This is a genomic window from Georgfuchsia toluolica, assembly GCF_907163265.1.
GTDB lineage: Bacteria > Pseudomonadota > Gammaproteobacteria > Burkholderiales > Rhodocyclaceae > Georgfuchsia > Georgfuchsia toluolica.
This window is the reverse complement of sequence record NZ_CAJQUM010000001.1, coordinates 1603077-1628480: the sequence shown is the minus strand read 5'-3', so window position 1 is coordinate 1628480 and position 25404 is coordinate 1603077. Positions and strand designations below refer to the sequence as shown.

The following is a 25404-nucleotide window of genomic DNA, read 5'->3' as shown; positions in this document are numbered from 1 at the left end:
CCGCAACGTCCTCAAGTTTCACGTCGGATTACTACAAGCCCGAGGGCAAGAGCCAGCCCAAGCCGGGCGAAGCCTTGGCCAAGCGCGCCATCGTCGAGGCGATTCTGACCAAGCACGATGCCGCCACCGCCGGGCGCAAATTCAACGCGGTTTTGGCAACGCAGTGCATCAACGATGCCATCGAATATCACGAACTGTTCAAGACAATGCAGGCCGAAAAGCAGGCCGCAGATGGGGACTTCCAGCCGCTCAACATCGCCTGCGTCTTCTCACCGCCCGCCGAAGGCAACAAGGACGTGCAGCAGATTCAGGAAGACCTGCCGCAGGAAAAGGCCGACAACGAGCAGGAACCCGACAAGAAGAAGGAAGCCCTCAAGTCCATCATCGCCGACTACAACACCCGCTTTGGCAGCAATCACAGCGTGGGCGAGTTCGACCTCTACTATCAGGATGTGCAAAAGCGCATCAAGGACCAGCAATACCCCAACAGCGACCTGCCGCACAACAAGAAGATCGACATCACTATCGTGGTGGATATGCTGCTCACTGGCTTCGACTCCAAGTTCCTGAATACCCTCTACGTGGACAAGAACCTCAAGTACCACGGCCTGATTCAGGCGTTCTCGCGCACCAACCGCATACTCAACGACACCAAGCCCTACGGCAACATCCTCGACTTTCGCCAGCAGCAGGAAGCCGTGGATACCGCCATCGGCCTCTTCTCCGGCGAGGCGGGCAAACCGGCCAAGGAAATCTGGCTGGTGGACAAGGCCCCGGTGGTGATCGAAAAATACGAAAAAGCAGTCGCAGCGATGGGGCAGTATATGCAGCAAAACGGTTTGGTTTGCGAGCCGCAAGCCGTCTACAACCTGAAGGGTGATGCCGCCCGTATTCAGTTCATTAACCGCTTCAAGGAAGTGCAACGCCTCAAGACCCAGCTTGACCAATACACCGATCTTGATGAAGCACAAAAACAGAAAATCAACGCCATTTTGCCCGAGGACGAGCTGCGATCTCTGAGGTGTTCCTACCTTGAAACTGCCCAGCGCCTCAAAACCCAGCAGGGCAAAACCGGCGAGGAGGCGAGTGACGCGCAAGACGCCATCGAGCAGCTCGATTTCGAGTTTGTGCTGTTTGCCTCCGCCGTCATTGATTACGACTACATCATGGCCCTCATCGCACGCTACTCGCAGCAAACGCCTGGCAAGCAGAAGATGAGCCGCGAGCAGCTCATCGGCCTGATCCAGTCCGATGCCAAGTTCATGGATGAGCGCGACGACATCGCCGACTACATCAACACGCTGGAGGCAGGCAAAGCGCTGGACGAGCAAGCCATCCGCGCCGGCTTTGAGCGCTTCAAGGCGGACAAGCACGCCCGCCAACTGGCCGAGGTTGCGGGCAAGCACGGGCTGGACGCTGCCGCCCTGCAAGGCTTTGTGGAGGGCATCCTGCGCCGCATGGTGTTCGACGGCGACCAACTGAGCGACCTGCTTGCCCCGCAAGGGCTGGGCTGGAAAGCGCGCACACAAAAAGAACTGGCGCTGATGGAAGAGCTGATTCCGCTGCTCAAGAAACTCGCCCAAGGGCGGGAGATTTCAGGCTTGGGGGCGTATGAGCAATAAGATGGAAGACAAGGCGATGCAGCCAGCAGTACAACGTGCCTCGGTGCCTAAGCTGCGCTTTCCTGAGTTTCGGGCGGTGGAGGAGTGGAGCAAAGAAAAGCTTGGTGCAGTTGCCACCCTATACAAGGGCAAAGGAATTTCAAAAGCCGAGATCGTTGAGGATGGCGTTCAGCCATGTATTCGCTACGGCGAGCTCTATACGACCTATGGTGAGACGATTCACGAAATAGTTTCCAGCACTAACGTCGATGCCAGCGAGTTGTTCTTGAGCAAGAAAAATGATGTGATCATTCCTGCATCTGGTGAGACGAAGATTGATATTGCGAAGGCTTCATGTGTGATGAACGACGATATCGCTCTTGGTAGTGATCTCAACGTAATTCGCTCAAACCAAAATGGCATCTTTCTCAGCTACCAACTGAATGGGCCGCTTCGGTTGTCGATAGCAAAGGTCGCCCAAGGTGATACGGTTGTTCATCTCTATCCGACTCAAATAGAGCGGCTTGATGTTCTCGTTCCAAGCCCCATCGAACAACAAAAAATTGCCGACTGCCTCTCCTCTCTCGACGAACTGATCACCCTGGAAGCGCAAAAGCTAGCCACGCTCAAGACCCACAAGAAGGGCTTGATGCAGCAGCTCTTCCCCGCGCTGGACGAGGTGGACGCATGAATTTCGCGGACATTGCCAAGCAACTTAAAGCGCTGAATGAAAATATCGTGCTTATATATGCATTTAATGCCACAGGTAAAACAAGGCTATCTGTGGCTTATAAAGACGCAACCAAAGACCCTAATAGCGGCCAGCATGCCGGTGTCTATTACAACGCACTCAGCGAAGACCTATTTGTCTGGGATAACGACGAAGACAATGACAACGCGAACACCCAACTGAAGATATTGCCTAGCAGCCTTAACCGCTTCCATAGTTTTTTGTATGAAGATCCGGATTCGGTTATGGCAAAGCTTGCAGCATATTTCCCAAAATTCACATTCCAATTCAATGCGCATGACGACCCAGAAATGGGTATCGAATCAGTTACATTTTTTTCCGTCACTGAAAAAGGGAATCCGATAAAGATTTCACGCGGTGAAGAACGCATTTTTGTCTGGTGTTTTTTCTTGGCGCTATTGGAAGTCGATGGCTGGGCAAATGAGCAAGATGCCCACATATTTATTGATGACCCAGTATCCAGTCTCGATGAGCACAACATCTATATCACTGCGGATACGATTTTTGCGCAAATTGAGAATCACTACCTTAAGAAGCGAATAATCATAACCACGCACCATATCGGACTGTTTTCTATTTTGGCCGATCGCTTGATGAAAGGCGAAAAAAGCAGCCGATATAAGAAATTGACGAAGCTTTTTATTCTTGGAAAATCCGGAAATGAATTGTCTCTTGATAACCCAGGCGGCAATGTCTTTCTATATCACCTGCATCTTTTGCAAGCATTGGCAGAGGCTAACCGCACTCAACTCTATGCCCATCATGTGGTTTTGTTGCGGCAGGTTCTGGAGAATATCGCCTCATTCCTCGGGGTCGGCCGTATTAATTTTGCATTAGAGCAGATAGGGGTCGAAAACGTGGAAAGCACAGCAAACACTATCAACTCTCTTTCTCATAAAGATGCCTACTACGCCCAAAGTGACTTGATGTCACCGCCAGTTGAGGCGGTCTTCAGGGATGTATTTGCCAAGCTACTAGCTAAGTACCCATTTGTATTGCATGCAGGATAAGTCATGACCAAACAAAACCCAAATCAGTGGAGGCCATGCCATGGATAAACAGCTGCAAGCCTTGCAGCACAACCTTGAAGCCGCCGTGCAGCGCACCGATGCGGAAGGCATCGAATTCTGGTTTGCCCGCGATCTGCAAGACCCCCTGGGTTATGCCCGTTGGGAGAATTTTCAAACCGCCATCCAGCGCGCCATGGAATCCTGTGAAGCCTCTGGCCATAAGGCTTCCGATCATTTTCGTGGCGTCACGAAATTGATCGTCCACGGCAAGGGTGGGGAGCGGGAAATTGATGATTTCATGCTCACCCGCTATGCCTGTTATCTGATTGCCCAGAACGGCGATCCGCGCAAACCTGAGATTGCCTTTGCGCAAAGCTATTTTGCCGTGCAAACCCGCAAGCAGGAGCTGATTGAAGACCGCATGCGGCTACAGGCAAGAATGGAAGCGCGCGACCGGCTGCGGGAATCTGAAAAATCCCTGTCGCAAAATATCTTCGAGCGCGGCGTGGATGATGCCGGATTTGGCCGTATCCGCTCCAAAGGCGATCAGGCCTTGTTTGGAGGGCACACCACGCAGGCCATGAAAGATAAATACGGTATTGTGAAAAGCCGTCCGCTGGCCGACTTTTTGCCCACGCTGACGATTGCCGCCAAAAACCTTGCCACCGAAATGACCAATCACAATGTGGAGCAGGCCAACTTGCAGGGGGAACATGCGATCACTCATGAGCATGTGAAGAACAACGAAAGCGTGCGCGATATGCTGGGGCAGCGCGGCATCAAACCTGAAAAACTGGCCGCCGAAGAGGATTTGAAAAAGCTGGAGCGCCGGGTAAAGACCGATGAAAAGAAACTGGCAAAGCACACCAAGACCTTGCCCCCGCATGACGACTAAACAAGTAGAGCCAAATCAACCATGACCGAACAAGACCAAAAACAACTGGGCAACACTCTGTGGGGCATTGCCGACCAACTGCGCGGGGCGATGAACGCGGACGATTTCCGCGATTACATGCTGTCTTTCCTGTTCCTGCGCTATCTGTCGGACAACTACGAGGCGGCGGCGCATAAGGAGCTGGGGCCGGATTATCCGAAGCTGGAAAAGGACGACCGCCGCGCGCCGCTGGCGGTGTGGTATGCGCAAAATCCAGCTGACACCGCCGAATTTGAAAAGCAGATGCGCCGCAAAACGCATTACGTGATCCAGCCAGCCTACCTGTGGGGCAGCATCTCGGAGATGGCGCGCACGCAAGACGGCGAGTTGCTGCACACGCTGCAAAAGGGTTTCGATTACATCGAGAACGAATCCTTTGCCAGCACCTTCGGCGGCCTGTTTTCCGAGATCAACCTGAACTCGGAAAAGCTGGGCAAGGGCTACACCGCGCAAAACGCCAAGCTCTGCACCATCATCAAGGCGATTGCCGAGGGGCTGGAAAAGTTCTCCACCGACAAGGACACCCTGGGCGATGCTTATGAATACCTGATTGGCCAGTTTGCGGCAGGTAGCGGCAAGAAGGCGGGCGAGTTTTACACGCCGCAGCAAATTTCCAGCATCTTGTCGGGCATCGTCACGCTGGACAGTCAGGAACCCGCCACCGGCAAGAAGAAGCAACTGGAAAGCGTGTTTGACTTCGCCTGCGGCTCAGGATCGTTGCTGCTGAATGTGCGCCACCGCATGGGGACGCACGGCATCGGCAAAATCTACGGGCAGGAAAAGAACATCACCACCTACAACCTGGCGCGCATGAACATGCTGCTGCACGGGGTGAAGGATTCGGAGTTCGAGATTTATCACGGCGATACCCTGACCAACGACTGGGACATGCTGCGCGAAATGAACCCGGCGAAGATGCCGAAGTTCGATGCGGTGGTGGCCAATCCGCCGTTCAGTTACAGATGGGAGCCAACCGACGCGCTGGGCGAGGACATGCGCTTCAAGAATTACGGTCTGGCGCCCAAGTCTGCTGCCGACTTCGCTTTCTTGCTGCACGGCTTTCATTACCTCAAACCCGAAGGCGTGATGGCCATCATCCTGCCCCACGGCGTGCTGTTCCGTGGCGGCGCGGAAGAACGCATCCGCACCAAATTGCTTAAAGACGGCAACATCGACACGGTGATCGGCCTGCCCGCCAATCTGTTTTTTTCAACGGGCATCCCGGTGTGCATTCTGGTGTTGAAGAAATGCAAGAAGCCGGACGATGTGCTGTTCATCAACGCCTCCGGCCCCGAGCACTTCGAAAAAGGCAAGCGGCAAAACCGCCTGCTGCCTGAGCACATCGACAAGATCATCAACACGTATCAATTCCGCAAGCCCGAGGGAGAAGAGCGCTACGCTCGCCGCGTGTCGATGGAAGAGATCGAAACCAACGGCTACAACCTGAACATCTCACGCTATATCAGCACCGCGCAGGCGGAAGAAGAGATTGATTTGCAGGCAACCCATGCTGACCTCGTCGCACTGACCCGGAACGCAGAGGCAGCACGGGACAAACACAATGCCTTCCTCAAAGAGCTGGGCTTGCCGCCCTTGCCGTGACCAGATTCTTTTTGGGACTTCCAATGGGTGGTCGGCGCCGTTGAAGTGGCCGCATAAGAGGACGCTATACTGGATGACTATTCCGCTGCTCTTCATAGCCACCAGTGCGCTTGATCGTTGACCGGCAGCTATAGAGAGTGCAGCGGACTCTTGAAACTGTGAGACCAGGCGGCTGCTTCGGCCGATGACCAGCCGAATATCTACGCCGCCGCGTGCAGCCGCACCGGTATGCGCCGTGCGCCGAAAGGCGTTTCAAAGCTGCCGAAGCGTCCTGCGATGGCCGTGCCGCAATGCTGGCACTTGCCGTCGTCGGTGAGCGAGTAGTTGAGGATTTCGTACCAGTCGCGTTCGATCACGGCCGCGCCGCAGCCGGGGCAAAGCGTGATGTCGCCCTCGCGGTCATGCACGTTGCCGGTATAGACGTAATGCAGCCCGGCATCGAGCGCGATGCGGCGGGCACGACTTAAAGTTGCTGCCGATGTGGCGGGCACGTCGTCGAGCTTGTAGTCGGGATGGAAGGCGGAGAAGTGCAGCGGCACGTCGGGCCCGAGTTCCTGCATCACCCAGGCCGCGAGCGCCTTCAGCTCGGCGTCGGCATCGTTGCGGCCCGGAATCAGCAGGGTGGTGATTTCAAGCCAGCACTGGGTGTCGTGGGCGATGTAGGCCAGCGTGTCGAGCACGGGCGTGAGATGCGCGCCGCACAGCTTGACGTAGAAGTCATCGCTGAAGGCCTTGAGGTCGACGTTGGCGGCGTCCATTTTGGCGTAGAACTCGCGCGCCGGCGCGGCATGCATGTAGCCCGCCGTCACCGCCACTGCGTTGATGCCGTGGGCATGACAGGCATCGGCCGTGTCCATCGCGTATTCGGCGAAGATCACCGGGTCGTTGTAGGTGAAGGCGACACTCTTCGCCCCGTAACGCTGCGCGGCGAGGGCGATGGCCTCGGGTGTCGCGTCGTCCATCAGCGTATCCATTTCGCGCGACTTGGAGATGTCCCAGTTCTGGCAGAACTTGCAGGCCAAGTTGCAGCCGGCGGTGCCGAAGGAAAGGATGCTGGAACCGGGATGGAAATGGTTGAGCGGTTTCTTTTCCACCGGGTCGATGCAGAAGCCGGAACTGCGGCCGTAGGTGGTGAGCAGCATCGCGTCGCCCTGCCGGCCGCGCACGAAGCAGGCGCCGCGCTGGCCCTCGTGCAGTTTGCAGTCGCGCGGGCAGAGGTCGCATTGGATGCGGCCGTCATCGAGCAGGTGCCACCAGAGCGCGGGGACTCCGCTTATCGATTCTCTTTCCATTTCTGCACCTCGTAGCGATACAGCTTCACGTCATTGGCCCAAAAATCGCCGGGCAGGCCGGCCTTGCGCTTGAGCTGCGAGAGAAACTCCTGCGGCTCGGGCAGGGATTCCCACACCTGGGGCAGGAAGGTGCTGCGCCGGCTGCCATGCTCGAAGATCACGCCGTCAACGCTAGGCCGCAACTGGTGCAGCGCATCGATCTCGTCGCTGAATTTCATCGGCATCGCGACCGAGAGCAGGGAAACCTCCACCCGCACTTCAGGCCATTCCTCGGCCCGCACCGGCTCGAAGCGCGGATCGCGGATCGCCGCGGCAATGGCATTGGCGCGCACGTCGCGATCAAGACTGCGATGCGCTTCAAGCGAGCCGATGCAACCGCGCAACTGACCATGCTTGGTTAGAGTCACGAACGTGGCGCCAGGTTCCTGCAAGGCCGGATGATCCGGTTCCGCCTGCGTCGGCAATCCGAGCTGGTCCGCAATCGCGTTGCGGGCGCGTACCAGCATGGCTTGGCCGAGGTCAGGCATGATCTTCGCTGAAGGCAAAGGAGCCGTAACCAACAACACGCGACTTGTCGCCCGCAGTGTCGCCCGAGTTGCGCAGGTCGAGCAGTTGCGGTTTCAGTCCGTGCCGGGACGCGCAAACGAGCAGGCCGTTGATGGGCGTCGCGCCGCAGGCCTGCTCGTGGCTGGGGAGCTGATCGAGGTGGAGGATCGAATCCGCCGTGTCCTGGTCGATGCGGCGTGCCACAGCATGGGGAAGGTAGTGCGACAGGTCGGAGCTGACGACGATCAGCGTTTCCGCGCCGCCCCAGAGCAGTTCGAGCACGGCGGCCACTTCTTGCGCCGTCGCATCGCCGACGGCGAAGGGAACGATGGAAAAATCGTCGAGCACGGTTTGCAGGAAGGGCAGGTGCACTTCGAGCGAATGTTCCGGCGCATGGGCCTCATCGTTGATCGTTACCTGCGGCAACTGCAAGGCTTGATCGACCGCGGCGCGATCCACGTTGACTTTCCCCAGGGGCGTCTCGAATGCCGCGGCGCCGGTGGTTGCCAGCCCGCGCACCGGCACGCGATGCACCGGCCCCAGCAGCACCACGCGGTGAATGTCGGCATGCAGCGGCCGCAGCGTTGCATAGGCGCTCGCCGCCACGGGGCCGGAATAGATATAGCCGGCATGCGGTACGATCAGCGCCTTGGGATGGATTGCAGCCGCTTGCGCCTCGGCAATCAGCGTCGAGACTTCGACGCCTAGCTCCTGCGGCTCTCCGGGATAGAACAGGCCGGCGACGGCGGGTGGACGCAGCATCATGTGGCGGACTCCTTGCTGCCTTAAGGCTATAAATACCCAGCCATTATGCGCTCAGGCGCGAAAAATATTCCAGGCCCGGCACCCTGGCTTTGAGGAATTGCCGAGCAAGTTAATACCGTTCGGGCTGAGCTTGTCGAAGCCCAGTGCTGGAGCGGCTTGCGCTTCGACAGGCTCAGCGCGAACAGATTTGTTCGGTGATTCCTTAATCGGCATTTTCTTAATTGTCGGAGCGTGCGCGCCAGGGCAGTGGTTACCTCTCGCGGCGGGTGGTAGCATTTCCCCGATGAACGATTTCACCAACGCATTGCGCATCGACAAATGGCTATGGGCCGCGCGCTTCTTCAAGACGCGCAGCCTGGCGGCGGCAGCCGTTGAGAATGGCAAGGTCAGGCTCAATGGCAGCCCGACCAAATCGTCGCGCGAAGTAAAACCGCATGATGCGATCGATATCGCCGTCGGCGAACTGCGCTGGTCGGTGATCGTGAAAGGCATCAACGCGCAGCGCCGCCCGGCCGCCGAAGCGCGCCTGCTCTATGAGGAAACCGAAGCCAGCCTGGCGCGCCGGACGCGGGAAGCCGAGATGCGCAAGCTCGCTCCGGTGCCGGGGTCGGATCTGAAAGGCCGACCTACCAAGCGGTCGGGGCGCCTGATAAGGAGAGTTGGCGCTTAGTCGAGCAGCGCTTTCTGCTTTCCAGCAGTTCAAAACTTGTTGCCTCAATCCGACAGGGCAATATCGCGTTTGTCCCAACTGCCTGATTTGCCGCACTAATGGAAGTCTTTGTTTGCCGACAGAAAATTGACTCACAAAAATGATTTTCTAAGGCAAACTCCATCGGATATGAAAGCAATTCTCGAACAGCTATTAGCCAACCCCGGCACGCGCGACATCGGTCCGCTGCGTGCGCTGGTGCGTACCCTGCGGCCAATCCGCAGCGGTGAAGTGACACAGGCCACGGTGCATTTGTACGCACTGATCCAGTTGCTGTCAGCGCGGCCTCAATTGGCGGCAGTGCTACGCAATTATCTTGCCGAGGTTATCGGCTCGCGCAAGCTTGTCCACCTATGCACCGACACCGGCATTCTTGAAAGCGCGGGATTTTTCGGCGAATTATGGAAACGCTTCAATCACCGATGGCTGCCGCCCACGGTCAACGACGACTACGTCAAGGACGTGTTCTCGCTGGTCTTCGACCACAGTGACGACTGGCAATGGGTGTGCAGCATCGACGACGAAGTATGGGAAAGCTTGCTGCTTGTACTCGGTTTTGAGTGGCGTGAATCTCTTGAACTCCATGATCGCGTGATGCGTGAATTGCTCGAAGCGGTGCAGGTGCTGTCTTACCGCATCACGGCGATCGGTCTCGAACCGGAACTGGTGCGCAATTATCCGGACATAGAGCGCTTCGAGTCGCCGTTCATGCGCCAGAACGCGGAAGTGGTGGACTTCGTCGAGCGCTATCAGTGCTGGCTGCAAGAGCGTGGCAAAGGAAGGGACGATGCACGCCATATCGAGGTGCTGCTCGGCCAATGCGAAGAAGTGGTCGTGAAGATCCGCCGCCAGGCCGCACAGAGCGGCGTGTCGGTCAGCCTTACCCGCTTGTTGCTGCGTTTGACGCAAAGCATCGATCGTTTGCGTATCTTGCTCACGCTGCTCGATCCCGTTTCCATCGCCGCCGCACGCAAATCGGGTATCGCCCTGTTCAAGATGCTGGTTTACGCCGATAACCTCAAATGGAGCCTGTCCGAGTTGTTCCAGACCAACACGGAACTGCTCGCGCTGCAGGTTACCGAGCGCGCCAGCCGCAGCGGCGAGCACTACGTTACGCGCGATGCCGCGGAATGGAAGGAGATGTTCCGCTCTGCATCAGGTGCGGGCTTCATCGTCGGCTTCATGGCCATGATCAAGGTGCTGCTGTCGAAACTTGTGCTCGCGCCTTTCGGTTATGCGCTGTTCTACAGCCTCAACTATTCCTTCGGCTTCATGTTCGTTCATGTGCTGCACTTCACCATTGCCACCAAGCAACCGGCAATGACAGCCGCATCAATCGCGGCGACCATCGATGCGGGAAGGCAGTGTCTGCACGAATTGGCTGAACTCGTAATCTGCGTGTTTCGCTCGCAATTCATTGCCATCGTCGGCAATGTGCTGGTCGTCATGCCGACGGCCTTTGTCGCTGCGTGGTGCTGGTCATCTTTGAGCGGCAGGCCGCTCGCCGACCCCGACAAGGCATTGCATCTGTTGCATGATCTTGATCCATTTCACAGTCTGGCGCTGTTTCATGCAGCGATTGCGGGCGTATGCCTGTTCCTTTCCGGTCTGATCTCGGGCTACTACGACAACAAGGCCGCCTACAACGAGATTCCGGCGCGCTTGCGGCAATTGGCATGGTTGCGGCGGCTTATCGGTGAAGCACGGCTGGCGCGAATCACTGCCTACATTGGCGATAACCTCGGCGCGCTGGCGGGAAACTTTTTCTTCGGTGTGATGCTGGGGTCGATCGGCACACTTGGCTTCATCTTCGGCTTGCCCATCGATATTCGCCACATCACGTTTTCCAGCGCGAATTTCATCTTTGCACTGATGGGCATGAATTACCTGCTCACGCCTGAACAGTGGATTCTGTCATTGCTTGGCATTGCCCTGATCGGCGCTTTAAATCTGATGGTGAGTTTTACGCTGGCACTCGCCGTGGCATTGCGCTCGCGGCGCGTCAGTTTCAGGCAGGGCGGGACTCTGATCGGCCTGGTACTGAAACGCTTCTGGTATATGCCGCGCGACTTTTTCCTTCCGCCACCCGCTCTGGAGGACCAAGGAAGCACTTAACCGAAATGCCGGACTTCGATCGGCAGCGCACGAAGATTCACGCCAGCCACCATCGGATGTCCAAAGGTCCACCCGAAAGTGACTTGCCGGTGAGTTGGCGTCAGCGAGAAAGTAATTCCACGCTGGGTTGTTTTGCCGGGCGCTTCATTTTTTCCATCTGCTTGTCATGCAGACCTGCCAGCAGGAAAATGCCGGTCAGTGCGCCGGTCAGCGCCATGAACATGTCCCATTGCGTGTCCCACACATCGCCTTGCGTGCCGAGAAAGTCACCCGCGCCCTGGCCCAGGGCCAGCGCCGCCGCCCATTCAATCAACTCGTAACAGACCGATACCGTCATCGCCACGCACAGGGCGAGAAAACCTGCCATTGCGCGGCTACGCACATAGCCCAGGCGCAGCAGGATTTCGCGCGCCACCAGCGCCGGCACCAGGCCCTGAAAAAAATGGCCGATGCGGTCGTAGGGATTGCGTTCGAACGACAGCATCTCCTGCAGCCAGAAACCCAAGGGTACGCGTGCATAGGTGTAGGTCCCACCGGCAATCAGAATCAGCGCATGAATCGCGATGAGGACATAGAGCAGCCGCGTTAACGGAAAGCGCTGCCGGCTTGCGATCAGGATCGGCGCGGCGATCATCACCGGCAGCGTTTCCATCAGCCAGGTCGGGCGGTCGTAGGGGTGCAGGCCCGAGATCAGCAAGGCCAGCAGCACGCTGGCGAGCAATGCCGCGGGAAGAGCGCGTTGTTGCATCGTGCCAGCGGAAACCGGATTGCGTTCAGCCGAAAGGCTGCACGCCGATCAGCAACACATGAAGCTTCATGATAAAGGCCGCCCACAAAGCGATGCCGATCACGATGGCGATGACGGTGCGCGACAGGGGGCCGGCGGGGTAGGTGACGCCTGCTGCGCGATCACGCCGGCGCGCGGCGCTGAATGAAAATACCGCCCAGACCAGGAAGCTGCCGAACAGCAGCAGGCCGGCCAGCCTGCCGTTCGTCAGCAGATGCGCCAGCGCCCAGATATTTACCCCGGCCACCATCGGATGGCCGATGGCCGACTTGATCCGGTTGCCCGGAATATAAGCCGCCACCAGCAGCACCAATGCCGGCAGCATCAGCAGCGCCACCACATGCCGGGCCCATACCGGCGCTGCCCACAAAACGACCGGCTCGGCGCGCGCCAGGCCGAAGCCCCACACGAGCAAGCCGAATCCGAGGAGGGAGACCAGGCCGATCAACGCCTTCCAGCCGAGGATGCCGGTGCGGCCGATCATGGCGCTGCGCCAGCCGTCGGCCACGATGCGTACCGAGTGGGTACCGAGAAGAATGATTAATCCCAGAATCAAAACAAGATAGCCGTTCATGTTTATTCTCTCCCTGATGTGCCGCTTGCGCGACGATTATTTTGGCTGGAACAGAACTGCGATTACGCGAAAAGCATAGAGCCGTCGCGGTGTGACTGTACGAGATTGAAACTTCATTGCAGCAGAAAACATTTTAACCTGCCCCTTGCAGCCTGCCTCCACTTCCGTATGTTGCACTGCGACATGAGACTCTGGTAGCCATTGGATATCCGTTGCTCTTTTCGGATAACACCTTGCCGACCAATCGCGTTAACCTGAATCTGTGCCGGTTTCATTCGGGCGGCTGCCGACGAGAGTCAGGGCATCGTCCCCGGTGAATCCGGTTTCGCGGCAAGAACCGGAGACGATGGCATCACGTGGACGGCCGGAGTGGTTCTTGCCCCCTTTTGTCGGGAGATGTCATGGCTTTGAACAATCTGAAGAACTTTTATACGCCCGCCAGCGTGGATGAGGTGTTCGACCTCCTCGACAAGGATGCGGAAACACTGGTGCTTTCAGGGGGCACCTTCCTGCGCGGCCTTGAGACGCGCGGCCTGCTGAGCGGTGTCGAGGCACTGGTGAATATTCGCAAGCTCGGGCTCGACCAGATCGCCAGCGATGCGAACGGCATGAATATCGGCGCCAGCGTGACCTTCGCCGCCCTGCAGAATGCGGATGAGGTCAAGACTGCGCCCTGGCTGGGCGCCGTTGCCGATGCCCTGGCTTATCCTCCGGTGCAGATTCGCAATACTGCGACGATTGGCGGCTGCGTCTCGGCCTCATGTCCCTTCTTTGATATTCCAACCGCATTGCTGGCGCTGGATGCCGTCGTGATTGCGCGCGCGCGCCAGGGAGAACGGCGCATGGCGCTGCCCGATTTCTTCGCCGGCATGTTCGCCAATGCGCTGGAACCCGGTGAATTTGTTACGGGCGTTGTCATCCCGCGCATCCAGGGTAATACGGCCGGAGCATTCATCAAGCTGGAAGGCACCGCCAATGACCTTGCCATCGTCAACGTCGCAGTGCGCATCAGCATCGATGCCAACCGGAAGTGCTCCGGCGTCAGCGTGGCGCTCGGCGGCGGCGTCGCCGAGACGGCGGTGCGCGCCCCGGCGGCCGAGAACATCCTGCTCGGTTCGAAGCTCGATAGCGGCACGCTGCTGGCGGCCAGCGCCGCCGTGGTCGAGGATATCGAGCCGTTATCCGATCATCGCGCCTCGGCCGCCTATCGCGGCGAGATGGCAAAGGTGCTGACCCGCCGGGCGCTGGAAAGCGCCGTGGCACGTTTGGCTTGAAGGGAGACGGAACCATGAAACAGATGATGACACTCGAAGTGAACGGCGAAATGCATGAGCTGCTGGTCGACAAGGACGCCACCCTGCTCAAGGTCCTGCGCGAACAGCTCGGCCTCAATGGTCCGAAGCGCGGCTGCGATAGCGGCGGCTGCGGCTGTTGCACGGTGCATATCGACGGCAAGGCCGTGTACTCCTGCCTGTGCTATGCCTTGGCGTACGATGGCGCGAAGGTGACCACCGCGGAGGGACTCTCCAGCGGCGAAGAATTGCACCCCCTGCAATCGGCGTTCATCGAGACCGGGGCCGTGCAGTGCGGCTATTGCACCTGCGGCATGATGATGTCGGCAAAGCAGTTGCTCGATGACTGCCCGCACCCCGACGAAGAACAGATTCGTCAAGGCATTTCCGGCAACCTCTGTCGCTGCACCGGTTACGCCAAGATCGTCGACGCCGTGAAGCTGGCGGCGGAGGGTTGATTAATTCACTCGGCCGCGCGGCAAGATCAATCGCGATGGGTTCCGAGTTCTTGAGAGGGCGACACCATGAACAAGCTTAATGTGGTCGGGCAAAGCGTCGAGCGGCCCGATGCGTATGACAAGGTAACGGGTGGCAAGGGTTATCCGATGAATGTGCGGCTCCCCGGCATGCTGCATGGCAAGATGCTGCGCAGCCCGTATGCCCACGCGCGCATCGTCAGCATCGACGCCACGCGCGCCGAGCAACTGCCGGGCGTCAAGGCGGTACTGCTGCCCAAGGACGTGCCGCAGGTCAAGTTCACGCCGGTGTATTTCGTGCCGGTGCAGGCGCCGAGCATGATCCTCGACTTCGACGTCATGAACGGCGAAATCGTGCGTTACGTTGGCCAGCCGGTGGCAGCCGTGGCGGCGACCTCGGCGGAAATCGCCGAGGCGGCGCTGGAGTTGATCGATGTCGAATACGAGGAACTGCCGGCGGTGTTCGATCCCGAGGAGGCGATGCAGCCGGATGCGCCGCAACTGCATGCGGACGCGCCGAACAATATCGCCAAGAATCCGGTTTTCGAGTTTGGCAATCTCGACCAGGGTTTTGCCGACGCCGATTTCGTCTTCGAGGGCGTGTACCAGACCCAGCGCGTGCATACCTGTTACATGGAGCCGCGCGTCTGCATCGTCGATATGGATCGTCGCGACAATGTCACCATCCACGTGACGACACAGCATATTTTCGGCACGCGCGAGAAACTGGCCTTCGCGCTGGGCATTCCCGAGAGCAAGGTCAAAGTCGTCAAGCCGCCCTACATCGGCGGCGGCTTCGGCGGCAAGCTGGAACTGACTGCGATGGAACCGGTCGCCGCGCTCCTGAGCAAGAAGTCCGGCCGCCCGGTGCGCATCGAGCACACGCGCCATGAGGATTTCATCACCACGACGCGCAATCCGATCAAGGTGTTTCTCAAGACCGGAGTGAAGAAGGATGGCACCTTTACCGCGCGCTACGCCAAGAGCATTCTCGACTGCGGCGCCCACGCGACGCATGGCTCCGAGGTGATCATGGTGCACGGCGCCTTCGGCATTTTCTTCAATTATCACGCGCCGCATTCGAAGTGGGAGGGCTTCACGGTTTACACGAACAACATGATCGGCGGCGGCTATCGCGGTTATGGCGCCCCGCAGGGGAGCTTCGCCGTCGAATCGCAGATCGACGAAATCTGCACCAAACTTGGCCTTGACCCGATCGAGATGCGCCTCAAGAACGCGCGCAAGAAGGGCGAACCGCATCCGTTCAACCCGGCCTTCACGATCGCTTCCTATGGGCTTGAAGATTGTCTGCGCCAGGGTGCCGAAAAGATCGGCTGGGCGGCGGCCAGGAAGGCGCCGCACGGCGAAGGCAGCAAGAAGCGCGGCATCGGCCTTTCGGTGCACCCGGTCTGGGTCAGCGGCTGCATGGGCTTTCCCGACATCTACGAGCATTCCGGCGCAATCGTCAAGATCAATCGCGACGGCACCGCGGACCTGGCGACGGCGTCGATGGATATCGGCTCGGGCCAGATCACCACGCTCTGTCAGATTGCCGCCGAAGAGCTTGGACTGCCGGCCGGCGCCGTGCGCATGAGCAGTCAGTGCGACACGGACAACGTGCCGTTCGACGCGCCGACGCACGCCAGTCGCGTTACCTACTCGTCCGGCAATGCCATCAAGGCGGCGTCGGCGATGGCCAAAAAGCGCCTTCTTGAAGTCGCGGCGATCCTCATGGAAGTCAGCCCGGACGATCTTGAGGTGGCCAATGGCATAGTCAGCGTCAAGGGCTCGCCCGGAAAGTCGGTCACGGTGGCGCAAGTCGCCCAGCGTGCCGAGTCGCCTTTCGTGCAGATGACCGCTGAGGGACCGGCACCGACCACGGTGGAAGAAAAAGGCACCATCGTCGGCATCGCCAGTCTCGCGCCGACCTCGAATCCGACGCCATGCGCTGCGCAGTTCGTCGAGGTCGAGGTCGACACCGAAACCGGCGAGGTCAGGGTGCTGCACGCCGTGTATGCGCATGACATTGGCCGTACGATCAACCCGAGGGCGGCGGAAGGTCAGGTCGAAGGCGGCTTCCAGCAAGGCATGGGCTACGCCCTGATGGAACATATTCAGTTCGATGCGGAGACCGGCTCCTGCCTGACTTCGGATTTTCTCGACTACAAGATGCCGACCGCAATGGAAATGCCGCGCAAGATAGACAGCATCTTCATCGAGACCGACGAGCCGACCGGCCCGTTCGGCGCCAAGAGCCTCGGCGAATGCTGCGTCATCACCCCGGCGCCGGCCATCGCCAATGCGATTTTTGACGCCATCGGCGTGCGCTTCAGGGATCTGCCGATCACCCCCGAGAAGATCCTGACCGGGCTCGGGAAGCTATAGGGAGAAAGCCGGCCGGATATTCCTGAAATGGAGACGCGGTTCGGATAGTCAAAATCGATCCGCTTCATCGCTGCCGACAGCGCCGGTGAATTGGGCAGCATTCCGGCTTCGCCTGCTGGCGGCAATACCGGGTCAAACCGCCGGGCGGGGCCGGGGCGCCGATATTCGTTGCGCTCCGGGGCAGATAATTCCGCTCTAACAATCAAGAAATCAATCCGACAGGTACTAAGATGGTAGCTGGGAATGTGTTCTTTTGCCGGGAACCATCCAATAAGTTACCGCTTTGATCGAGGAGAATTCTGGATGTATATCGAGCGCACATTCGTTCTCGACGCGCCATTGCAGCGCGCGTGGGCTTTCCTGAACGAGCCGCAGGAAGTCGGCAACTGTTTGCCGGGCTGCCACACCGTCGAGGTGGTAGAGCCAGGCAAATACAATGCTTCGGTGGGCGTCAAGGTCGGCCCGATCAAGGTTGGTTTCGATGTGCGGGTCGAAACCAAGGAAGAGCGTCGGCCGGAATACGCCGCCTACACCATACAGGGAAACGGCAAGGACGGCAGCAGCAAGGTGAGTGCGGAGTGCACCCTGGCGCTGCAGAGCCTCGAAGAACAGCGTACCGAAATCACCTACACGTCGCATGTGAATATCGTCGGCAAGCTCGGCAAGTTTCCCGGTGGCGTCATGCAAAAGTTCGCCGATGGCATCAACGATCAATTTATTGCTTCGATGCGCACCCGCGTTCAGGAACTCGAAAGTCAGCGCGGCGGGGCGGAAGCTGCAACGGTCTCGGCAGGCGTGCTGGGAAAACTGAAATCCATGTTCATGAAGTTCCTGGGGATGCTGCGCGGGAAGTTCTGAGCTTGTGGGAGAATGCATCGCCGTTCTGCGCAGATTCCGAAGGCGGAAGGAGAATGGATATGGATATCGCACAGCGTAACTCGCCGTATGCCAATGAGCCGCTAGCCCGCCATTTGCTGTTTCAGACTACCGATGCGATTGAGGCGCGCGAGCGGGTGGCGGAGATTTATTGCCCGCATGACCTGAAAATCGTCGGCCCGGACCGATGTCTGGTCGATACGTCGATGAGCCGTGTTGAACTGGGCGGGATTTCCCTCAATCGCCTGCGCTACGGCCCCACGGTCAACATCGACGTGGGCTGCCTCGGAACTTTCCTGCTTGTCATGATGCCGATGGTCGGCACCGCACATGTCAGTTGTGGCGACCAGACGCTGTGCGCCAGCCCGGATCATGCCGCTGTCGTTTCGCCGACGCTGCCGTTTTACCAAACCATCAATGCCAATTGCGATCAGATCATGGTGCAAGTCGATCGCTCGTTGCTGGAGCGTATTTGCGCGCAACATGTCGGGCATGACTTGCGCGAGCCGGTCCGATTCGGGCTTGATCTGGCGATATCGAATCATCATGCCAACGGCTTTCTGGCGCTCGTTTCCCACCTGATCAATGAACTGGACAGTCCCGCGTCCTACCTGAAATCGCAACTGGTGCGCTCATCGATCGAGCATCTGGTGGTGGTGACGCTGCTGCATGCACAGTGGAGCAACTACAGCGAAGAACTGACCCGCCCGGCGCCGTCGGTCGCCCCGAGCCACGTCAAGCGGGTTGAGGAATACATCAAGGCGCATGCGGCGGAACCGCTGACGATAGCCAGCCTGGCGGACTTTGCCGGGGTCAGCGCCAGTTCGCTTTACACGGGTTTTCGGGAGTTCCGCAAGACCACTCCGATGGCCTATCTTCGCGCCGAACGCCTGCAACGCGTGCGCAACGAGTTGTTGCAGGCCACGCCCGCGACGACGACTGTCGCCGATGTCGCTGCACGATGGGGTTTTCTGCATCTCGGTCACTTCGGCACCTACTACAAGAAGAAGTTTGGCGAACTGCCATCGGACACCTTGCGCAAACAGTAGGCGGAAAGTCCGCGCCGAGGAAACCCGGCGCTACTGTGGCGACTCAACGCTGGCCGCTGCCGTTTGTCGCCAGGCTCAGGGCACGGAATGGCAAAAGCACGCAGCCGTGGCGGCTCTTGTGCGCGTGTATGGGGGCGAAGAGGGCCAGATCCGGCCACTGTGGAGATGCAGCGGGATGGCCCGCAAGCAGCGCTTCGAGGTCGGCGCGTACGCGCGCCAGTTGGTCCAATGTCTTGCCAGGGGCATCATGCGCGAGCAGTGAAGCGGCGGCACGGCAGATCAGACAACCCCTGGTTTCGTGCGCCACTTCGACAACCACGTCGTTCTCGACACGCAGATCGAGCGTGATGCGGTCGCCGCAGAGCGGGTTGTCGAGATACGAGCTGGCGCTGGGATGAGCGAGGCGTCCGCTGCCATGGGCCGCCCGGGCCAGTTCCTTCATGGCTTGCTGATAGAGGTCGTCGTTCATGCCAGCACCTCGATGGCATCGTCGAGGCCGGCCAGCAGGGCGTCGATGTCGGAGGTGGTGTTGTAGGGCGCGATGCTGGCGCGATTGGTGCCGTCGACGCCGAAGTGCCGCATCAAGGGCTGGGCACAATGATGGCCACCGCGTAGCGCCACGCCGTGGCGGTCGAGCACCTGGCAGACATCGTGCGGATGCAGGCCGGCGAGATTGAAGGCCACGATGGGCTGTCGTGCCGTCAAGTCAGCCGGACCGAGAACGCGCACTTGGGGCCGCGTAGCGAGTCCCGCCAACAGGCGTTGCAGCAGGGCCTGCTCGTGGACGTGAATTGCCGGCCACGGCAAGGTCACCATCCAGTCCAGGGCGGCACCGAGGCCCACCGCCTGGGCGATGGGTGGCGTACCGGCCTCGAAGCGGTACGGTGGCATGGCAAAGCTGGTGGCTTCGGGCGTGACTTCGCCGACCATGCCGCCGCCGCCCTGGAAGGGCGGCAGACAATCCAGCGCGTCGGCGCGGCCCCAGAGCACACCGATGCCGTTAGGACCATAGCATTTGTGGCCGGAGAAAGCGTAGAAGTCGATACCGAGTGCCTGTACATCCGCGGGGCCGTGTTGCACTTGTTGGGCGCCATCGAGCAGCACGCGTGCGCCTACCGCGCGGGCGGCGGCGACGATGGCGGCGACGTCGCTGACCGCACCCGTGACATTCGAGCAGTGCGTTACCGCGATCAGGCGGCAGCGTGATGTGACGAGCGCGGGCAGCGCGGCGCTGTCGATGCGACCTTCGGCCGTGAGCGGCAGGAACTTGAGACAGATGCCGGCACGGTCGCGCAGCATCTGCCAGGGCACGAAATTGCTGTGGTGTTCGGCCAGCGAGATGACGACTTCGTCTCCGGGCCTCAGCGTGCCACCGAAAGCATATGCAACGAGATTGAGCGCGGCGGTGGCACCGGCTGTGAACACAATCTCGTCGGGCGCTGCGGCGTTTAGAAAACGCGCGGCCTGTGTGCGTGCAGTCTCATAGGCTTCGGTGGCCGCCTCGGCCAGCCGGTAGGTGCCGCGCATGACGTTGGCACGCGCGGTGGTCTCGTGGCGCACCATGGCATCGAGAGCGGCATGGTGGATTTGGCTGGTAGCGGCGCTGTCGAGGTAGTGCAACGGCATGGTGGCGGAAGCAAGCAGCGGAAATTCCGCGCGCAGCGCAGCAGCATCGAAACTCATTTTTGCTTCTGGTCGGTATAGGCTGCGAGGGCTTCCGGCGTATCGATGTCGGCGAAAATCGCCGGGCTGGCGATGGCCACGCTGCGGACATCGTTTGCATACTGTTCGAGCAGGCCGCGCGCGCCGGTGTCGCCTGAAAGGTCGGCCATTTCGCCGAAGTAGCGCCGAGGCCAGACGACGGGGTTGCCGCGCCGGCCTTCGTGCTCCGGCACGAGGATGCAGGGATGCGCCAGGTCGAAGTAGTCGAGCAGGCGGTCGATGTCGCCGGCGCTAATGCCGGGCATGTCGGCCAGCAGCACGATCACGGCGTCGATGTCGGCCGGCAGTGCGCGCAGACCGCGCCGTAGCGAGGTGGACAAGCCCTGGGCGTAGTCGGGGTTGTGGGTGAAGGAAACCGGTCGCCCCGCCAGCGCGGCTTCGACGCGCTCGGACTCATGGCCGGTGACCACCATGACCTGGCAGACGTGCGAGGCGCAGGCGGCGTTGGTGACGCGCAGCGCCAGGGGCACGCCACTTACGTTGCACAACAGCTTGTTGTGTTCGCCCATGCGAGTCGACCGTCCGGCGGCCAGCACCAGTGCGGCAATGCGTGGCGAACGCGGGGTCGGCGCGATGGCTGCGGGCTCTTCCGCTGCGATGGCTTCGTCTTCGCTGACACGATGCATCAGTCCGCCGACGCCCAGGCCCATGATGTCGTGCGGGGCCAGAGGCAGGCCGGCGAGCAGGCGTTGCAGCACCAGGTCGAAGCCATTCTGGCTGCGCGAACGCGCGCAGCCGGGCAGATTCAACACCGGCACGCCGCCGATGCGTGCCGTGAGCAGCATGTTGCCGGGCTCGACCGGCATGCCGAAATGTTCGATGACGCCGCCGCTGATGGAGATAGCTGTTGGCACGACGTCGCCGCGGTCCTTGCTGACGGTGGCACCCAGCACCAGCAGCAGGTCGCATCCCGCTGCCAGCGCCTGCCGCAGCGCCTGCGACACGGCGACGCTGTCGTGATTGCAGCGTAGTTCGAGCGCCAATTTACCGCCGAGGGTTTCGAGACGGTCGCGTGTGATGTCCACGGCTATATCGAGCATGCGGTCGGTAGTGGCCGAGGAGACGCTCATGATCAGTGCGGCGCGACACGCCCGCAGCGGCGCCAGGCGCAGTGGCGGCTCGGTGCCGATGAGCTTGCGCCAGGCATCGATACGTTGCGGTGCAACCGCGAAGGGAATGATCTTCACCGTGGCGATGCGCTGGTTTTTGCGTACACAGGCATGCTGCGGCGCCGTGGCCAGCGTGATGGCCTCGGTGATGCGGTTGAGGCGGTCAATGCGTTCAGCATCGATGCAGAGCACGGCCGGCGTCTGTGCGTAGAGATTGCAGCGCCCGGTGTAGGGCGGGCGGGCGACGATGCCGGTGGTGGCCAGCAGGGCGGCGATGGCGCGTGCGGCGTCGTCCTCGCCGATCTCGCCGGGGGCGAGCCTGGCGCCGGACACGCTGGTGATGCCGGCGGCTTCGAGCGCGGCGACGTCGATGGCCGAGAGCACATGGCCCTTGCGCAGCTTCAGCTGCGGCAGCTTGAGGGTATGGGCGAGGCGCACGCCTTCGGCCTCGGCGCAGGGAAAGGCGCCGAAGATCACTGCGCCGCTCCCTTGTAGCGCACGCGGATGATCTGGGCGAGGATGGAAACGGCGATCTCGCTCGGATAGCGGCCGCCGAGATCGAGTCCGACCGGGGCGTGGATGCGCTTGATCTGATCCGCAAGCCCCAGTTCGGTCAGGCGCTCGATGCGTTTGGCATGGGTGCGCGAACTGCCGAGCGAACCGATGTAGAAGGCCGGGCTGCGCAAGGCGATGCTCAGCGCCGGATCGTCGAGCTTGGGATCATGGGTGAGGGTGACGACGGCGGTCTGGTTGTCGGGCATGAGGCGCTGCATGGCCTCGTCCGGCCATTCGTCGCTGAGTTCGACGCCGGGGAAACGCTCGGCGCTGGCGAAGGCGCGGCGCGGATCGATGACGACGACGCCGTAGCCGGCCATCACCGCCATCGGCGCAAGCGTCTGCGTGATGTGCACGGCGCCGACGATCAGCACGCGCGGCGGCGGCGCATAGACGCGCACGAACAGTGTGCCGGCCTCGCCGAGCATGCCGCTGGTGCCACGGGCAATGCCCTGGCGCACCTGGGCCGCGAGATCGGCACCGACGTCGAGCTTGCCGGCGATGGCGTTTTCCTCGATGCGGGCCTGCGCGCCGTCGGCCAGGCGGGTGACGGTGGCGACCGGCCGCTTCGCGGCGCGTGCTGCCATCAGCGCCGCGAAGCTGGCACCGAGACGTTCGACGAAGACCTGGACGCGGCCGCCGCAAGCGAGACCGACTTCCCAGGCCCGGTCGTCGCTGACGCCGAATTCGAGCAGGCGCGGCTGGCCGCTGGCAATGACGGCTTGCGCCTCCTGGATAACGGCGCCTTCGATGCAGCCGCCGGAGACGGAGCCGGCGAAGTCTCCGGCGGCATTGACGGCGAGGTGGTTGCCGACCGGGCATGGCGATGAGCCCCAGGTGCGCACCACGGTGGCCAGCGCCACGCCGTGACCGGCATTCAGCCAGTCCTGGGCGTGATTGAGAATGTCGTCGAGTTCGGATGCCATGCGTGCCGTTCCGTTGCGGTCAATAAGCGGATTATGCTTCAACCGCCGGTTGACGCCATGATGCGGATGATCTGGCTCGGTCGTTCGCGGAATTCGTGACGAAACGGTTTGCGGTTGAGGCCATCGATCAACATTTATATTTCTCCTTGGGATTTTCCCTGTTATGTCACACGCATGTCACGCGCCGATGGCGCGCAGGGTTTTCGCCAATTGCGACAGGCTTTGCAGGTTGTGCGCCGGCAGGAAGTAATCGAGGTGGGGCAGGGCGTTCAGCATGCCCTGGGTCAGCGGCTGGTAGCCCGGTGTGCCGAGCAATGGGTTGAGCCACACGACTTTCTGCGCGTGCTGGCGCAGCTTCTGCATTTCCTCGCGCATCTCGGCCGCGTTGCCACGATCCCAGCCGTCGCTGAGGAAGATGACGGCGGTATGGCCATTGAGCATGCGCGGCGCGTGCTGTTCGTTGAACTCGCGCAGACTGCCGCCGATGTTGGTGCCGCCGGCCCAGTCGTGCACCTTGTCCGCCACTTGTTTCAATGAAGCCGCCACGCCCTTCGCCTTGAGCAAATCGGTAATCATCGTGAGATGGGTCGAGAATACCCCGACTTCAAGATCCGACAGTTCGCGCCGCAATGCGTACATGAATTCGATGAGAAAGCTGCTGTAGCGCTGCATCGAGCCGCTGACGTCGCACAGCAGCACCAGCCGCGTCTTGTTGATGCGGCGGGTGCGATAGGGCAGGGCGCAAATGCCGTCGGCGGTGTAGAAGGCGCGGCTGCGCAGCAGCCGGCGCAGGTCGGGAACGCGGCCGCTGCGGCGCGCGACATGGCGGCGGCCGCGCTTGTTGGCGAGCGCGGCGACGATTTCGCGGATCAGGCGCTGCGCGCGTTCGACGTCGGCGTCGGTGAGCGTGCCCAGATCGCGCATGGCGATGACTTCTTCGGGGCTGTAGGAAAGCTTGAGCGACTTTTGCGCTTCGCCGCCATCCTCGCCGCCTTCCTCGCCGGGCAGCATGAGCTTGGTGCCGGAAGCCGGATCTTCGTCGTCCTGCTCGTTTTCCCCCGCGCGCTTCTTGCGGATCGAGATGCGCTCGGGCGATTCCCAGTAGCGGGCGAACACGGCGTCGAAGCGCGGGATGTCTTCGCGCCGCGCCACCAGCGTGGCGCGCGCGGCGGCGTGAAAATCGTCGCGCCGCGCGATGTCGATGAAGGCGAAGCACTGGCACAGGTCAAGCAGGTTGCCGGGATTCACCGTCAGGTCGGCTTCGTGCAAGGCGCGCGAGAAGCCGACGACATGTTCGAGTACGCTGCGCACGGGTTTCGGCGAGAAGGCAGCCATGCGGAGTGATGTCGAATCAGACGCCGCTCGGCGGCGCGGCTGAAGGGTCGTGGCCCGGCATCAGGGCCATGGTGACCAGACCGTCGAGGCCGAGTTGACGCAGCTTCTCGATGTCGCCCTTGTACTTGAGGATGCAACCGAGGGTGGCGTCGGTGGACGCGGGATCGAGTTCGGCGATGCCCAATGTGAGCAGGGCACGTGCCCAATCCAGCGTTTCGGCGATGCCGGGGCGCTTGTAAAAATCCTGCTGGCGCAGCAGTTCCATGAAACGACAAACCTGTCCGGCGAGCCGCAGTTCGATCTCCGGCAGGCGTGTGCGCACAATGCGCACTTCCTTGTCGAAGCTGGGGTAGTCGATCCAGTGGTAAAGACAGCGCCGCTTCAGGGCGTCGTGGACTTCGCGCGTACGATTGGAGGTGAGGATGACGAAGGGCACGTGCTCTGCGTGCAGCGTGCCGATTTCCGGAATGGTGATCTGAAAGTCTGACAGCACTTCCAGCAGGAAAGCTTCGAACTCCTCGTCGGAACGGTCGATCTCGTCGATCAAGAGCACCGGCGGGCGTTCTGCGCCACTGCGCAAGGCCTTGAGCAGCGGGCGTTGCAACAGGAATTCCTCGGAAAATATGTTGCTTCCGATTTTTTCCCGCTCGATTCCGCGCGCCTCTTGCAAACGCAGTTCCAGCAGTTGGCGCGTGTAATTCCATTCGTAGAGGGCGGTGCTGCTGTCGAGACCCTCGTAGCACTGCAGGCGGATCAGTTCCGTGCCGAGGACGCGGGCCATGACTTTGGCGATTTCGGTCTTGCCCACCCCGGGTTCGCCTTCGAGAAACATCGGTTTGCCGAGCGACATCGACAGAAACACGGTGGTCACCAGCATGCGGTCGGCGATATAGCCATCCGCCGCAAATTTTGCCTGAATTTCCTCGATGGAACCGAAGCCCGGAGTTGTCTCCCGATCGTCTGTGGTCACCTTGCCTCTTGTCCTTCCTGCTT

The 25404-nt window shown here is 60.5% G+C and carries 23 protein-coding genes and 1 pseudogene; 13 read left to right on the top strand and 11 right to left on the bottom strand.

All coding sequences use genetic code 11. The features are described 5' to 3' along the window. Positions 1 to 74: 74 nt before the first annotated feature. The 6 genes and pseudogenes from K5E80_RS17165 to K5E80_RS07605 form a co-directional block, all read left to right on the top strand. A pseudogene (locus K5E80_RS17165) lies at positions 75 to 626 on the top strand (type I restriction enzyme subunit R domain-containing protein); the annotation flags it as partial. A gap of 72 nt (positions 627 to 698) precedes the next feature. After that, the gene (locus K5E80_RS16705; protein WP_425514553.1) at positions 699 to 1622 is read left to right on the top strand and encodes a type I restriction endonuclease subunit R, EcoR124 family; all 924 of its coding nucleotides are present in this window, start codon (positions 699 to 701) and stop codon (positions 1620 to 1622) included. Further along, a complete protein-coding gene (locus K5E80_RS07620) occupies positions 1612 to 2292 on the top strand; it encodes a restriction endonuclease subunit S (RefSeq protein ID WP_220635587.1) in 681 nt (226 codons plus the stop codon). Before K5E80_RS16705 ends, K5E80_RS07620 begins: the two co-directional genes overlap by 11 nt. Continuing rightward, positions 2289 to 3362 carry an AAA family ATPase gene (locus tag K5E80_RS07615; protein WP_220635586.1) on the top strand — a complete coding sequence of 358 codons (1074 nt, stop codon included), beginning with the start codon at positions 2289 to 2291 and terminating at the stop codon, positions 3360 to 3362. Before K5E80_RS07620 ends, K5E80_RS07615 begins: the two co-directional genes overlap by 4 nt. 40 nt (positions 3363 to 3402) lie before the next feature. Then, the gene (gene dinD / locus K5E80_RS07610) at positions 3403 to 4257 is read left to right on the top strand and encodes a DNA damage-inducible protein D (protein ID WP_220635585.1); all 855 of its coding nucleotides are present in this window, start codon (positions 3403 to 3405) and stop codon (positions 4255 to 4257) included. Between the two features lie 21 nt (positions 4258 to 4278). Further along, entirely contained in the window at positions 4279 to 5898 is a 1620-nt protein-coding gene (locus K5E80_RS07605; protein WP_220635584.1) for a type I restriction-modification system subunit M, read from the top strand. 200 nt (positions 5899 to 6098) lie between these two features. Here K5E80_RS07605 and amrS read toward each other — a convergent pair whose 3' ends face one another. From amrS to amrB, 3 genes are read right to left on the bottom strand one after another with little or no spacing between them, the layout of a single operon-like run. Then, positions 6099 to 7190 carry an AmmeMemoRadiSam system radical SAM enzyme gene (gene amrS / locus K5E80_RS07600; protein WP_220635583.1) on the bottom strand — a complete coding sequence of 364 codons (1092 nt, stop codon included), beginning with the start codon at positions 7188 to 7190 and terminating at the stop codon, positions 6099 to 6101. Further along, complete coding sequence (gene amrA / locus K5E80_RS16700; RefSeq protein ID WP_246590909.1) at positions 7172 to 7717, bottom strand: AmmeMemoRadiSam system protein A; 546 nt, start codon at positions 7715 to 7717, stop codon at positions 7172 to 7174. Before amrA ends, amrS begins: the two co-directional genes overlap by 19 nt. Continuing rightward, on the bottom strand, positions 7710 to 8501 hold the full coding sequence (gene amrB, locus K5E80_RS16695) for an AmmeMemoRadiSam system protein B (RefSeq protein WP_246590908.1): 792 nt from the start codon (positions 8499 to 8501) through the stop codon (positions 7710 to 7712). Before amrB ends, amrA begins: the two co-directional genes overlap by 8 nt. Before the next feature lie 283 nt (positions 8502 to 8784). On the opposite strand from amrB, the gene K5E80_RS07590 reads away from it, so the two are divergent. Beyond that, entirely contained in the window at positions 8785 to 9171 is a 387-nt protein-coding gene (locus K5E80_RS07590; RefSeq protein WP_220635582.1) for an RNA-binding S4 domain-containing protein, read from the top strand. Positions 9172 to 9339: 168 nt separating this feature from the next. Beyond that, positions 9340 to 11325: a site-specific recombinase gene (locus tag K5E80_RS07585; RefSeq protein ID WP_220635581.1), complete on the top strand. Its 1986-nt coding sequence runs from the start codon at positions 9340 to 9342 to the stop codon at positions 11323 to 11325. Between the two features lie 100 nt (positions 11326 to 11425). Here K5E80_RS07585 and K5E80_RS07580 read toward each other — a convergent pair whose 3' ends face one another. Continuing rightward, the gene (locus tag K5E80_RS07580; RefSeq protein ID WP_220635580.1) at positions 11426 to 12073 is read right to left on the bottom strand and encodes a DUF2238 domain-containing protein; all 648 of its coding nucleotides are present in this window, start codon (positions 12071 to 12073) and stop codon (positions 11426 to 11428) included. Between the two features lie 25 nt (positions 12074 to 12098). Further along, positions 12099 to 12686 carry an NnrU family protein gene (locus tag K5E80_RS07575; RefSeq protein ID WP_220635579.1) on the bottom strand — a complete coding sequence of 196 codons (588 nt, stop codon included), beginning with the start codon at positions 12684 to 12686 and terminating at the stop codon, positions 12099 to 12101. A gap of 401 nt (positions 12687 to 13087) precedes the next feature. Here K5E80_RS07575 and K5E80_RS07570 point away from each other — a divergent pair, with 401 nt between their 5' ends. The 5 genes from K5E80_RS07570 to K5E80_RS07550 all read left to right on the top strand — a co-directional run bounded on the left by K5E80_RS07570 (position 13088) and on the right by K5E80_RS07550 (position 18764). Beyond that, positions 13088 to 13960: an FAD binding domain-containing protein gene (locus K5E80_RS07570; RefSeq protein ID WP_220635578.1), complete on the top strand. Its 873-nt coding sequence runs from the start codon at positions 13088 to 13090 to the stop codon at positions 13958 to 13960. Positions 13961 to 13974: 14 nt separating this feature from the next. Then, positions 13975 to 14436, top strand: coding sequence for a (2Fe-2S)-binding protein (locus tag K5E80_RS07565; RefSeq protein WP_220635577.1), 462 nt, complete (start codon positions 13975 to 13977; stop codon positions 14434 to 14436). A 66-nt stretch (positions 14437 to 14502) separates the two neighbouring features. After that, the gene (locus K5E80_RS07560) at positions 14503 to 16839 is read left to right on the top strand and encodes a xanthine dehydrogenase family protein molybdopterin-binding subunit (protein ID WP_220635576.1); all 2337 of its coding nucleotides are present in this window, start codon (positions 14503 to 14505) and stop codon (positions 16837 to 16839) included. Between the two features lie 303 nt (positions 16840 to 17142). After that, positions 17143 to 17697 carry an SRPBCC family protein gene (locus tag K5E80_RS07555; protein WP_220635575.1) on the top strand — a complete coding sequence of 185 codons (555 nt, stop codon included), beginning with the start codon at positions 17143 to 17145 and terminating at the stop codon, positions 17695 to 17697. Between the two features lie 59 nt (positions 17698 to 17756). After that, positions 17757 to 18764, top strand: coding sequence for an AraC family transcriptional regulator (locus K5E80_RS07550; RefSeq protein ID WP_220635574.1), 1008 nt, complete (start codon positions 17757 to 17759; stop codon positions 18762 to 18764). Positions 18765 to 18807: 43 nt separating this feature from the next. Here K5E80_RS07550 and K5E80_RS07545 read toward each other — a convergent pair whose 3' ends face one another. The 6 genes from K5E80_RS07545 to K5E80_RS07520 all read right to left on the bottom strand — a co-directional run bounded on the left by K5E80_RS07545 (position 18808) and on the right by K5E80_RS07520 (position 25381). Next, a complete protein-coding gene (locus K5E80_RS07545) occupies positions 18808 to 19233 on the bottom strand; it encodes an iron-sulfur cluster assembly scaffold protein (protein ID WP_220635573.1) in 426 nt (141 codons plus the stop codon). Continuing rightward, the gene (locus K5E80_RS07540) at positions 19230 to 20447 is read right to left on the bottom strand and encodes an aminotransferase class V-fold PLP-dependent enzyme (RefSeq protein ID WP_220635572.1); all 1218 of its coding nucleotides are present in this window, start codon (positions 20445 to 20447) and stop codon (positions 19230 to 19232) included. Before K5E80_RS07540 ends, K5E80_RS07545 begins: the two co-directional genes overlap by 4 nt. Then, positions 20444 to 22072: an NTP transferase domain-containing protein gene (locus K5E80_RS07535; protein WP_220635571.1), complete on the bottom strand. Its 1629-nt coding sequence runs from the start codon at positions 22070 to 22072 to the stop codon at positions 20444 to 20446. The genes K5E80_RS07540 and K5E80_RS07535 overlap by 4 nt, the downstream gene beginning before the upstream one ends. Next, positions 22069 to 23118 (bottom strand): XdhC family protein, encoded by a 1050-nt coding sequence (locus K5E80_RS07530; protein ID WP_220635570.1) that lies wholly within the window; start codon positions 23116 to 23118, stop codon positions 22069 to 22071. Before K5E80_RS07530 ends, K5E80_RS07535 begins: the two co-directional genes overlap by 4 nt. Before the next feature lie 135 nt (positions 23119 to 23253). Then, positions 23254 to 24411, bottom strand: a complete 1158-nt coding sequence (locus K5E80_RS07525; RefSeq protein WP_220635569.1) for a vWA domain-containing protein — start codon at positions 24409 to 24411, stop codon at positions 23254 to 23256. 16 nt (positions 24412 to 24427) lie between these two features. After that, on the bottom strand, positions 24428 to 25381 hold the full coding sequence (locus K5E80_RS07520) for an AAA family ATPase (RefSeq protein ID WP_220635568.1): 954 nt from the start codon (positions 25379 to 25381) through the stop codon (positions 24428 to 24430). Positions 25382 to 25404 lie beyond the last annotated feature (23 nt).